Here is an 11788-nt window from a genome sequence, read left to right as displayed (position 1 = left end):
CCCCACGCCCATTTGTCGGGCGCGCAGGTGCAAGACTTTTTCCCACAACAGCAAAGTGGGGGGTATGTGAACGGAACAGGGCAAATATTATCGCGTGCCTATGGATACGACCCATTTTCCTGGGCACGGGGCATTTCGGCGTGGGCCACCGGCGGCGGGTCACCACGACGGCCCATCACCATCGGTAACCCATGCCTTACCTTGGGGCACCCACCCGAACCCATCCATGCCCCCCACCGAAGAATACCTGAAACTGCTCCAGCAACTCATTGCTACCCCCTCGCTGAGCCGGGAGGAAAAGGCCACTGCGGCCATCATCGAGGGCTTCCTGCGGGAGCGGGGGATCGAAGCGCGGCGGCACCGGAACAACGTCTGGGCCGTCAGCCGCAACTGGCACTCCGACCGTCCCACGGTTTTGCTCAATAGTCATCACGATACCGTGAAGCCGGCTCCAGGCTACACCCGTGACCCCCATGATCCGGCCATCGTGGAGGGTAAACTGTACGGACTGGGCAGCAACGACGCGGGTGGCGCGCTGGTCGGACTAATTGCCGCCTTCGTACAGTTGGAAAACGATCCCAACCTCCCGGTGAATCTGGTCCTGGCCGCCACGGCCGAGGAAGAGATCAGCGGGCCGGACGGCATTGCCGCGCTGCTACCGCAATTGCCGCCCATCGATTGCGGCATTGTCGGGGAGCCCACCCTGCTGGACCTGGCGGTGGCGGAGCGCGGACTGGTGGTCATCGACGGAGAAACCATCGGCAAGAGCGGCCACGCCGCCCGGCAGGAAGGCACCAATGCCCTCTACCGCGCCATCGATGACATTGCCGCCATTCGCAACTACTCCTTCACGCGACCGAGTGAGCGACTGGGCCCCACTTCGGCCACGGTGACGGTCATTTCCGCGGGTACCCAGCACAACGTGGTGCCCGACCGCTGCAATTTTGTCGTGGATCTGCGCGTCAACGAAGCCTATACCAATGAGGAAGCGGTGGCGGAGTTGCAGGCCGTCTGTCGGTTCGCCCAGCTGAAGCCCCGCAGCCTTCGCCTGCAGTCCAGCCGCATCGCAGACGATCATTTTTTGCTACGGGCCGCCCGTCGGGCCCGCCCCGGGGCGCAAGACTACGGTTCACCGACCCTCAGCGACCAGGCCCTGATGCCTTTCCCTACCTTAAAGATCGGTCCTGGCGACAGCGCCAGAAGTCACACGGCGGATGAATTCATCCACGTCGCGGAAGTCGCCGAAGGCATCCGCGTCTACCGCGAGCTCATCCTGAACTGTTGAGGGTGGGCCGGCACCCGCGGCAAAAAGTTTTTTCCCGTCAGGCAGCGCATCCCAGCCGCGCCCCGTTCTTGCAGTGGTTTTGATGATGAATACAGCAGCCTCACTTTATACTCACTAGTCAACTAGGCTGTTAATGCAAACAGGGGAAAACGGACGCGTCCGTTTTCCCCTGTTGTTTTTCGGGAGGTTATCCTCTCTGTTCTAGTCGCGGTTCATCACCGAAAGAAGGCGCAGGATCTCGATGTAGAGCCAGACGAGGGTGACGATCAGGCCCACGGCGCTGAACCACTCCATGTACTTCGGGGCCTGCAGTGCGGCACCGCGTTCGATGTTGTCGAAGTCGAGCAGCAGACTAAGGGTAGCCACGCCGATGATGACCACGCTGATGCCAATGCCGATCATGCCACCTTCGTGCAGGAAGGGCACGCTCATGCCGAAGAAGCTCAGTACGATGTTGATCATGTACACCAGGAAGATGGCACCGATGGCCATCATCATTCCTGAGCGGAATTTCTGGTTGACGGTGATGATTCCCGCTTTGTACACGAACAGCATCATGAAGAGTAGGGCAATCGTGGCCAGGATGGCGTTGAATACCAGTCCGGTACCGAACCCGGCCGCGTAAATGGCGGTGATCGAGCCCACGAAGAGCCCTTCCAGCAAGGCGTAAATCGGCGCCAGGGTGCCGGACAGCTTCGGCTTGAAAGCCATGACGAAGACCAGAATCAATCCGCCGATGGCACCGCCCCAAACGAATATCTGGCTGGGGAAGAAGAAGGAATATACCGCGGTACCCAACAGCAGGGCTCCGAGGAGGAAGGTTTTGTTCACGGCGCCGTCGACGGTCATCACGTTGTCTTCGGCGCGCTGGATGAACCCGCCGTCGAGTGGGCGCGCGGACGCTTTGGCCAGACGCTCCTCGCTGAGTAGGGGGTTGCTGGATTTGCTAAAGCGATCGGATAGGGACATGTAATTCTGGTTGGTTGATTGAAGGATAAAACGCCTGACGCGGCAAGACGTTGCAGGCTAGACGAAATACTGCACCGCCAGTTCGTAGCCCCGCAGACCGAAGCCCACGATCACCCCCTCGCAGTGCGGCGAAAGGTAGCTGTGGTGGCGGAAAGCCTCCCGCTTGTGCACGTTGCTGATGTGTACCTCGATGACGGGCGTCTCGATGGCCGCCACGGCATCGGCCAACGCCACGCTCGTATGTGTATACGCCCCGGCGTTCAACACGATCCCATCATAACTCCAGCCGATCTCGTGCAACTTGTCGAGCAATTCACCCTCGTGGTTACTCTGGAAGTAGCTGAGCTCCACGTCCGAATCCACGAACTTCCCCTTCAAATGAAGCATGAAGTCTTCAAAAGTATCCTCCCCATAAATTTCCGGCTGCCGCCGGCCGAGCAGGTTCAGGTTGGGGCCGTTGATGATTATTACTTTTAGCACGTAGGGGAGGGGTGAAGGGGTGAAGGGGTAAAGGAGTGAAGGAGTGAAGGAGTGAAGGGGTGAAGGAGCTAAGGAGTAAAGGGGTGAAGGAGCTAAGGAGTAAAGGGGCTAAGGAGCTAAGGGGTTAATGGGTGTTGCACTTGCCCCTCGCTTCGCTCGGGTAGGTGCGGCTCGTGACCTCCGGTCGCGATGGCACGGTTCCTGACCTCCGGTCGCGCCGGTATGGCTCGTGACCTCCGGTCGCGCCGATAAGTTTCCTGACCTCCACCCGCGCTGATAAGTCTCCTGACCCCCACTCGCGCCAATCCGGTTCGTGACCTCAGGTAGCGATGGTATGGTTCGTGACCTCCGGTCGCGCCGATACAGTTCCTGACCTCCACCCGCGCCAACCCAGTCCGTGACCTCCGGTCGCGACGGTACGGTTCGTGACCTCCGGTCGCGCTGGCACGGTTCGTGACCTCCGGTCGCGACAACACGGCCCATAAGCGGAGCTCACAGAGAAAGGTGAGTCCATACCAAGCGGAAAACAGATTAATCATGATGCAGGCTTCAATGTAGTGAATACCCCTGATAGCTGTACCCCCGGCTCGCGCCACCCCGGTTCGCGATCTCCGGTCGCGACAACACGGTTCGTGACCTCAGCTCGCGCTACCACGGTTCGTGACCTCAGCTCGCGCTACCACGGTCCGAGACCTCCGGTCGCGCTACCACGATTCGTGACCTCCACTCGCGCTGCCCCGGTTCGCGACCTCAGGTCGCGATGGTATGGCCCGTAACCTCCACCCCCAAAAAATAGCCCAGCCCCACTGTCGCCCGACCGTACTGCCCTGCTACCGTACTATTGCACTACAATGCTTTCCTCCTTCTTCCGCAATGCCATTTTCGTCCTGCTGCTCAACCTCGTAGTGAAGGGCGTCTACCTGTTCGGGATCGAGCGTACGGTGCAGAACCGGTTGCCGGAGGCGGATTACGGGCTGTATTTCTCCCTGCTCGGGCTGGGGATGATCCTGCAGGTGATCGCGGACTTCGGCTTGCAACTCTACAACAGCCGTACCCTCAGCGGTCATCGGCAGCTGCTGGCCAAGTACTTTCCGTACTTCCTGGCGCTGAAGGCGATCCTGGGCGTTGCCTTCTTCCTCGTGCTGCTGGTCACGGGCTTTGCGCTGGGGTACCGCGGGATGGAGATCGGACTGTTATTACTGATCGGGTCCGGACAACTGCTGAACAGCCTGGTGCTCTACCTGCGATCGAGTCTGGCGGGACTGGGCCGCTATGCCCTCGACAGCACCTTCAGTATCCTCGACAAGGTCCTCATGATCGCCATCGTCGGCGGGGTTCTGGTCTTTGCCCCTGAGCATTTGAGTATCACGCTTTTTGCGGGGACGCAGGTGCTGTGCTGGGGCCTGACCGCCATGGGCGTGGGTTACTTCCTGCGGAGCAAACTCTCCGATTTACGGCCCCGGTTTGACCGGGCCACCCTGGCCTTGCTCCTGCGCGGCGGCGCTCCCTATGCCATTGCTATACTGTTGCAGACGGCCTATAGCCGGACGGACGCGGTGATGATCGAGCGTTTGCTGCCCGACGGAGCCTACCTGGCGGGCCACTACGCCGCCGGTTACCGCTTGCTGGACGCAATAAATACCGTTGGCTGGCTGATGGCCGGACTACTCCTGCCGATGTACGCCCGCCTCCACGCGCGGGGGGAATCGCTGCGTGACCTCCTGCGGTTCAGCGTCCACGTGCTGGTGGCCGGTGCCCTGGTGGTGAGCGTGCCGGTGGCGGCCTATGCCCGGCCGATCGTCCACCTCCTGTACGACTTTGCCGAACCGCGGACGGCGGCCATCCTGTTCTTCCTGTCGCTGACCTTCGTGGCCCAGTGCCTCAACTACGCCTACGGGGCCCTGTTGGGGGCTACCGGATTCATCGGGCGGATGAACTACGTCTTCGTGGCCGGGATCGTCCTAAACGTCGCCGGCAATCTCTGGGCCCTGCCCCGTTACGGAGCCACCGGCGCGGCCGCGGTGACCCTGCTTACCCAATCCTTTGTAGCGGCCACCCAGGCCGTGCTGGCCCACCGTTGGCTCCTCATTCCGGGTGGTACGGTGCGCTGGTTGGGACTGCTGATGCTGGCCGCGCTGCTGCCCGTGGCGGCGGTGCTGGTGCACAGTCTGCCCTCCCTGCCCTGGGTAGGACAATTTGTGTTGCTGCTGGCCACCGGTGCCGGCTTGGTGCTCGTCCTGCGGCTCGTAGGGGTGCGCGAACTTCCCGATCTGTTGCTGCGGAGGGAGTAGGGGTAGCGGCCTGTGAATGCCTTACCTTCACCACCGTGGCGATCTACGGCAGACACAAGCTCATTTTCTGGTTCCAGATGGTCGTCACCTGGACGGTAGCCGTATCGGTATTTGGTTTTGTCCGCCACTATGGCTGGCCGGCGCGCATGGGCTTCTCGCCGGAGTACCTGATCGAGCCCTGGTTCGACCTTTCGCTGGGCGTGATCCTCGGTACGGGCTACTTCCTGATCGAGCGTGGCATGAACCGGCAGATATTCCAGCGACTGTCCTTCCTGCACTGGGCGGCCCTCAAGTCGACCCTGAACCTCCTGCTGATGCTCCTCCTCATCGCGGTGGCCATCGTCCTGTATCCCTACCTGAATCGCAGCGTGGCGGAGGACGTCACCTTCCGCGAGTTCCTCTTCAGCAAGCTCATGTTTCTCGTGCTGGGATACTTCATCCTGGTAAGCCTGCTCATCACCCTCTTTCAGCGCATGCACCAGAAACTGGGGCCGGGCATCCTCGGCAATATGCTGCTGGGCCGCTACCACCATCCGCGGGAGGAGGAACGGATCTTCCTGTTCGTGGACATGCAGTCGTCGACCACCATCGCCGAGCAGCTCGGGCACGTGGCCTTCAGCCGGCTGATCCAGGACTGCTTCGCCGACCTGACGGATACCGTCGTGCGGCACCGCGCGGAGATCTACCAGTACGTCGGCGACGAAGTGATCTTGTGCTGGAAGCTGCCCAACGGGATCCGCAACAACAACTGCGTCGCCGCCTACTTCCAGTTCGTGGAAACCCTGGCGTCTCGCGCCGACTACTACGACCGTACGTACGGACTGCAGCCAGTCTTCAAGGCCGGGGGGCACCTCGGCCGCACCACCGTTGCGGAAGTCGGCGTCCTCAAACGGGAGTTGGCCTACCACGGCGACGTCCTCAACACCACGGCCCGCATCCAGGGCAAGTGCAACGAATTGGAGGAGCGCCTGCTGATCTCGCCGGCCCTGGCCGGGCAGTTGAAGCTTAGCCAGCACTACCTGCTGCGCGAACACCCACCCGTGGAGCTGGCCGGGAAACGGGAAAGCCTCACCGTGATCGGCGTGCAGCGGCCCACGCCGGCCCTGGCTAGCGGGGCGGAAGTTCACCCAGTCGGTTGATGTCCGCGCTTTCCAGCACCTTCTCCGGCTGCGCCTCCCGCACCACGCGGATCATGGCCCGCCCGAGCTTGCGGTCGGTGGTGGCCCAGCTGGACCTGCGCAGCAGGGGAAACAGCGGTTTCAGCAGGCGGTACATAACCGATATCCAGGCCGTCTTCATAGGCAGATCGCGCTCGGGCAGCAGCATACCCAGGCGGAACATATAGGCGTCGCGGAAGCCCATATGCAGCAGCTTGTTTTCGGTGCGCCCCTTCACCCGCGCCCACATCTGCCGCCCGTGGGGGTCGGTGCCCATGCCGGAAACGTAGGTGAAGACCAGGTCGGGCTGGCGGTCGTGGAGGGCCTGGGCGAAGGAGGTGACCAGGTCGTAGGTGAGCCGCGTATATTCCTCCTCCCCCTTGCCCGCGGAGGACACCCCCGCGCAGAAGAAGCAGGCGTTGTAGTCCTGCAGTCGCTCGCTGGCGCACTCCAGGTCGGAGAAGTCGGCCAGGATCAGCTCCCGCAGCTTAGGGTGACGTACTTCCACGGGGTGGCGGTTGATCATCAGTACCTTCTCTACGTCGGGGTGGTCGAGGCATTCCAGCAGGACGGCCCGGCCGACCATGCCGCTGGCGCCGGTGAGGATGGGGGAGACTCTAGACTTCAAAGCTTGTGTATTTCAGTTGGTCGATGTCCCAGCCCGCCCGCCGCGCACCGGCGATATATGCACTCTGCAGGAAGTCGAGGAGGGCCTCGCGGGGGTGGTCGGCTTCCACTACGTCGGCCCAGGGCAGGAAGGCCTGGGGACTGCCGTTGCTGTCTATCCAGCGGGCCGCGGCCGGCCGTAGCGGTTCGTCGGTGAGCCCCTCCGGCGCGGGGTAGGTGTAGGAGTAAAAGGCCGCTTCCCGTACGTTCTCGTCGCCCGGCCAGAAGCCAAAGCTGATTACCTCGTGGCTGTAGGCGTCCCGTTCCAGGGCCGGGGCGGTGGGTGGCATGGGCGGGGCGGAGCGGCCGGAAAAGCGGGTAACCACCAGGTCGAAATGGTGCCAGTAGAGTTGCACCGGACATGTCTTGCCGTAGAAGTCGGCGGCAAATTCCTTCAGTACCCCATCCACCCACCGCAGGGCGTGGAAGAAGGTGGCCACGGCCGCCGGGTCGTAGTTGGCCACGTCGGTAAGCTCGGCGAAGGGGTGGGTGGTATCCAGGTCGAAGGGCCGGGCCAGGATGGGAGTGGCGGCGCCCACGCGGTCGAGCAGGGCATTCAGGCGGTGGTAGAAATCGGCAACGCTGAGCCCCTCCTCCAGCCGGAAGCTTTCGCTGGCGTCGTAACTCGTAATCACCTCCAGCCGGTGGTCGACCAGGTCGAGCCGGATCTCGAGCTGCCCGCCGTCGTCGTCCAGGGGCATCCCGCGGGTGGTCAGTCCCCGCGGATCGACGTACAGCGTCAGGTTCCACCAGTGGTTGCGGGCGGGCATCCGCGCCTTGCGCACCTTCCCCACGACCTGCAGAAAATGGTGGAGGGTTCGCTTGGCGGGTTCCCAGGGGGGTAGGGGCAAGGGCTGCATGGGGAGGAGTTTTGGCCGGCGGCGGCGCGCGGGTTCCGGTAAATTAGGGGAAAGCGGGCCAGGTTCGGTGGAATGCCGTCACATTTTGCAATCGTTGCAAGCCTCTCCTGTGGTCATTGCTATCACCGTATTGGTTGGTGAGCATGAGCGCCGACGGGGATTCAATCAGGTGGTCGGGATAGCAGGGCAGCGATCTGCTCACGTATCTTGGCCGCCGCCCTTCCCCCGATTGCTACCGGCTGCGCTCTGAATGGTGCGTACATATTGCCCCTTCCTCTTCCACATTCGCCCCATGACCCCGCTCCCTTCCGAATACGACTTCGACCCTGCCGACTGGCCCGCCGCCACCGCCCTCGGCCAGCGCATGCTCGCCGACATGATGAACTACCTCGAAGGGGTGGGGGATGAGGTGAGCTGGCAGCAAATTCCCGACGCAGTCAAGAAGAGAATGCGCGCCCCCCTTCCCCAAACCGGCCAACCGCTCGGGGAGATTTACGCGGAGTTCCTCCGCGACGTAGTGCCGTACAACAAGAAGAACATCCACCCCGCCTTCTACGCCTGGGTGCAGGGGACGGGCACGGTGACCGGCCTGCTGGCCGATATGCTGGCCTCGGCCCTCAACCCCAACGTCACCATCGGCGAACACATGCCGATGTACGTGGACGCCCAGGCGGTCGACTGGTGCAAGGAGCTGATGGGGTTTCCGGCTTCGGCTTCCGGCATGCTCGTCAGCGGCGGGTCGATGGCCAATATCACCGCCCTTACGGTGGCGCGCAACAGTCAGCTTGGCCCGGATTTTCGCGAGGAGGGCTTCGGAGCGGATATGCCCCGGACGACGGTCTACTGCTCCACCGAAACGCACAGCTGCGTACAAAAGGCCGTGGAAATCATGGGGATTGGCAACCGTTACCTGCGCCGCGTACCAGTCAACGACCGTTACGAGTTGGAATACGAGGCCCTCATCCAGGCCATTGAGGAGGATATCGCCGCCGGCCACCGGCCCATCTGCGTGGTGGCCACCGCGAGAACCGTGAATACCGGGGCCATCGATCCAATGGAGGAGATATTCAACGTCTGCCAACGGTTCGGGCTGTGGTTTCACGTCGACGGCGCCTACGGCGCGCTTTGCCGCCTCGATCCGACCTACCGCGAACGGCTGGGGTACATGGAGCGCGCCGACAGCATTGCCTTCGACCTGCACAAGTGGATGTACCTGCCCTACGAAGTGGGCTGCGTGCTCATTCGCGACCGGGACTCGCACCGCCGGAGTTTTGCCCTCACCCCAAGCTATCTGCAATCGAGCGATCGCGGGCTGGCCGGTGGCCCCGACCCACTCAACAACTACGGCTTCGAGCTCTCCCGAAATTTCAAGGCCCTCAAGGTGTGGATGTCGCTAAAGGAAAATGGGGTGGAAGGCTACGCCCGACTCATCATCCAGAACAATCGGCAGGCGGAATACGTGAGCGGGCTGGCGGCTGCCACGGACTGCCTTGAAGTAGTGGCCCCGGTCTCGATGTCGATCGTTTGCCTGCGGTACATACGCCCGGGTATGACGGAGGAAGAAAGCAATGCCCTCAACCGGGAACTGCTGCTGCGGCTCCACGAGCGGGGCATTGCCAGTCCGAGCGCTACGGTGCTGCGCGGGATTTACTGCATTCGCATCTGCATCGTCAACCACAAGACCAAGAACCGCGATCTGGCGCGATTGGTGGAGGCGCTGGAAGGCATTGGGGATGAGTTGTATCGATCGGTGTAGCGCAGCCACGGGCTGCAGACTGCTAGCTGCCGGGGCAGGCAGTTACGGAGTTGGAACGATTGAGCGTTGTGCCACTGATCGTGTAGGTACAGTTCGTTGGGCCATCGAGGGGTTATACCACCTCGACCATTTTGGACCACGAACTAAGTAGAAAACTTGGCAGTGTATCAGAAGTATTGGTCCGAGAACTGAAAAAGCGGCGGCCTGAGCGAGATTGCCAGTTTGAGGGTGGCTCACTCAAAAGAATGCTCACCTGCCCGGGCTGCAGGAGTGGGAAGACAATGAGGTACAGTCACACCTATTGATGGTAGAGCGCTACCAAAGCTAAGTCTGTCGGGGCCAGTTCGTGGTCCGGAACGATCACTGGATGGGTGACAAGGCACGAACGTACATCTAAAGACTGCCGCGCGGCCGGATCCGGCTCCAAACCGGGAGCCGGCCGACATCGGAGTTGCGCCAGGGTACGTCACCGCTTTTCGGTTGCGCGGAATGAACTTCCCGTGCGGACCTTCGATTACGGTTCGTCAGTGGCTTCCGCGACCGGCTCGGCAATTCCCGGGTTACCTTTTCGGACCTGAACCAGGATGGAGTGATCACCCCAACCACCAATAGCACCACGAACGAACTGCTTTCCGAGCAGCACTACTACCCGTTCGGGCTCGCCATGAATGGGCCGTGGGTGCAAGCCGGTGAGGACGGGGATCTTTACCGATACAATGGCAAGGAACTGAACGAGGACCTGGGACTGTATGATTATGGGGCTCGGTGGTATGATCCGAGTATTGGACGCTGGGGACAAATTGATCCCTTGGCCGAAGAATATGGTCCGTTGAGTCCTTACAATTACACCAATAATAATCCAATACGATACATCGATCCTAATGGTATGTACTTCACTGAGAGGTCTCAGAAATACATTGATAAGCTTACAAATGAAATGGATTCACGGTTAGAAAGATATGACCGCCGAATAGCTAAAGCTCGGGAGAAAGGGAAGGACAAAAAAGTTGATCGCCTGACGGGTCAGAAATCTTCGCTCAGTGCTTCTTTTGATGAAGTTAGAAGTGAAATTGCTACTCTTGCCGCCTCAGACCAAGGTTATGATATTTTTGTGGATGACAGCCATAGTACTAGCGGCGCGGTGCCTGGAACAGGTACGGATGTAGGAGGAACAACTTTCAATTTTTCGTCAGGAATGGTAGAAGTTTTTTTGCCTGATGGGAACGATGTTGGTATCATTGCTCATGAATTAAAGCACGCTCATCAATTTGAGGTTGGCGAATATAGCATTGGGCCTAAACTGGACGGTTCTAATGGTAACTTTCTCTACGATAAGACTGATGAGGTGTCAGCTTATAAAAGGGGAGCTCTATTTGGTCAGACAGCCCATTCAGCATCATCGCTACCGAGTGTGTATAGCGGTGTCTCTACCGGACCAGTTGATATTACCAGTCACCCGAACACGGGAATAATCCTTACCGCTCCAGCAGAAAAACAGCAGAGAGCGTTTACTGGATTAGCAAAAGCTACTGGTCATGCTTTTAGGGTTAATGGTCGGACTTACTATAAAAAGCGGTAATGAAGCAAATTGTCATTCTAGTCTTCGTAACCACTATCCTTTGGAGCTGTAAATCGGTTGTTCGTTCTGGTTCATCATATTATAGTTCATGCAATATTCAAATTTTCCCTGAAGTAATCCTAAGCCTAGAGGAAGATAAATTTGAGTACAAATTTGCGTACGTAGATGAGCCCGTGGTTGGCTCATGGTATATCAGCCAGGACACCCTTTTCTTAGAGTATTCTAACGATGCTCTCAAAAGAGATATATCAAGTGCTAAAAAGCTACGATACAGCAGTTTTGATGATAAACGAGACGCCTTTTTACTTCGTGGTAAAATTTTATTGAAGATCATTGACTCTAATACTGTCAGTAATGATCAATGCTACATGATACGACAGTGAATATTACACCGCCCAATGAATAGCGCCACGCCGTACCACCTAAAAGCAGCATGGACCCTGACGGGGAGTATTGCATAAAGTGTGTCAAGGGTAATTCTTAGGATTAAAGATTAAGGGAAAAGAAGAAGGAAGTCAAGCCCTCCCGGCCCTGGTTCTAGAACCAGGGCCGGGAGGGCTTGCGCCGCCGGCTCAGAGGTCCAGGCGCAATCGGTCGTCGTACAGGATGGCCAGCTGGGCCAGGATCCGGTTCCAGTTGTGCATGGGCTTTTGCCACTTGGCGGTGACGTCGCGCTGGACGAGGTACAGCAGCTTCATCAGCGCCGTGTCGGAAGTGAACGACCCCTTGGTCTTGGTGACCCGCC

General features: G+C 59.7%; 9 protein-coding genes. 5 read left to right on the top strand and 4 right to left on the bottom strand.

All coding sequences use genetic code 11. From position 1 onward, the window contains the following. The first annotated feature begins 226 nt into the window (after positions 1–226). On the top strand, positions 227–1285 hold the full coding sequence (locus E4021_RS14530) for a M20 family metallo-hydrolase (protein ID WP_136460100.1): 1059 nt from the start codon (positions 227–229) through the stop codon (positions 1283–1285). A 201-nt stretch (positions 1286–1486) separates the two neighbouring features. On the opposite strand, the gene E4021_RS14525 is transcribed toward E4021_RS14530, so the two are convergent. Together E4021_RS14525 and aroQ are read right to left on the bottom strand one after the other, a co-directional pair. Then, on the bottom strand, positions 1487–2254 hold the full coding sequence (locus E4021_RS14525; protein WP_136460099.1) for a Bax inhibitor-1/YccA family protein: 768 nt from the start codon (positions 2252–2254) through the stop codon (positions 1487–1489). Between the two features lie 57 nt (positions 2255–2311). Next, positions 2312–2734 (bottom strand): type II 3-dehydroquinate dehydratase, encoded by a 423-nt coding sequence (gene aroQ, locus E4021_RS14520; RefSeq protein ID WP_136460098.1) that lies wholly within the window; start codon positions 2732–2734, stop codon positions 2312–2314. Positions 2735–3585: 851 nt separating this feature from the next. On the opposite strand from aroQ, the gene E4021_RS14515 reads away from it, so the two are divergent. Then, positions 3586–5025: an oligosaccharide flippase family protein gene (locus E4021_RS14515; RefSeq protein WP_136460097.1), complete on the top strand. Its 1440-nt coding sequence runs from the start codon at positions 3586–3588 to the stop codon at positions 5023–5025. 35 nt (positions 5026–5060) lie between these two features. Then, positions 5061–6164 (top strand): adenylate/guanylate cyclase domain-containing protein, encoded by a 1104-nt coding sequence (locus E4021_RS14510; RefSeq protein WP_136460096.1) that lies wholly within the window; start codon positions 5061–5063, stop codon positions 6162–6164. Here E4021_RS14510 and E4021_RS14505 read toward each other — a convergent pair. Then, on the bottom strand, positions 6133–6810 hold the full coding sequence (locus E4021_RS14505) for an NAD-dependent epimerase/dehydratase family protein (RefSeq protein ID WP_136460095.1): 678 nt from the start codon (positions 6808–6810) through the stop codon (positions 6133–6135). The two genes, E4021_RS14510 and E4021_RS14505, sit on opposite strands and share 32 nt — an antisense overlap. Further along, positions 6800–7708 carry a DUF5996 family protein gene (locus E4021_RS14500; protein ID WP_136460094.1) on the bottom strand — a complete coding sequence of 303 codons (909 nt, stop codon included), beginning with the start codon at positions 7706–7708 and terminating at the stop codon, positions 6800–6802. The genes E4021_RS14505 and E4021_RS14500 overlap by 11 nt, the downstream gene beginning before the upstream one ends. 292 nt (positions 7709–8000) lie before the next feature. Here E4021_RS14500 and E4021_RS14495 point away from each other — a divergent pair, with 292 nt between their 5' ends. Together E4021_RS14495 and E4021_RS14490 are read left to right on the top strand one after the other, a co-directional pair. Then, positions 8001–9464 carry a pyridoxal phosphate-dependent decarboxylase family protein gene (locus E4021_RS14495; RefSeq protein ID WP_168797621.1) on the top strand — a complete coding sequence of 488 codons (1464 nt, stop codon included), beginning with the start codon at positions 8001–8003 and terminating at the stop codon, positions 9462–9464. A gap of 589 nt (positions 9465–10053) precedes the next feature. Further along, positions 10054–11043, top strand: coding sequence for an RHS repeat-associated core domain-containing protein (locus tag E4021_RS14490; RefSeq protein WP_211097028.1), 990 nt, complete (start codon positions 10054–10056; stop codon positions 11041–11043). Positions 11044–11788 lie beyond the last annotated feature (745 nt).

The sequence above is a fragment of the Neolewinella litorea genome (assembly GCF_004803465.1).
GTDB lineage: Bacteria > Bacteroidota > Bacteroidia > Chitinophagales > Saprospiraceae > Neolewinella > Neolewinella litorea.
The sequence above is the reverse complement of the archived record's forward strand: the minus strand, read 5'-3'. Positions and strand labels throughout refer to the sequence as shown.

What these genes read in the sequence shown, in the direction of transcription:
- E4021_RS14530 (WP_136460100.1), top strand. Translation starts at nt 227, where the DNA reads ATGCCCCCCACCGAAGAATACCTGAAACTGCTCCAGCAACTCATTGCT.
- E4021_RS14525 (WP_136460099.1), bottom strand. Translation starts at nt 2,254, where the DNA reads ATGTCCCTATCCGATCGCTTTAGCAAATCCAGCAACCCCCTACTCAGC.
- E4021_RS14515 (WP_136460097.1), top strand. Translation starts at nt 3,586, where the DNA reads ATGCTTTCCTCCTTCTTCCGCAATGCCATTTTCGTCCTGCTGCTCAAC.
- E4021_RS14495 (WP_168797621.1), top strand. Translation starts at nt 8,001, where the DNA reads ATGACCCCGCTCCCTTCCGAATACGACTTCGACCCTGCCGACTGGCCC.
- E4021_RS14500 (WP_136460094.1), bottom strand. Translation starts at nt 7,708, where the DNA reads ATGCAGCCCTTGCCCCTACCCCCCTGGGAACCCGCCAAGCGAACCCTC.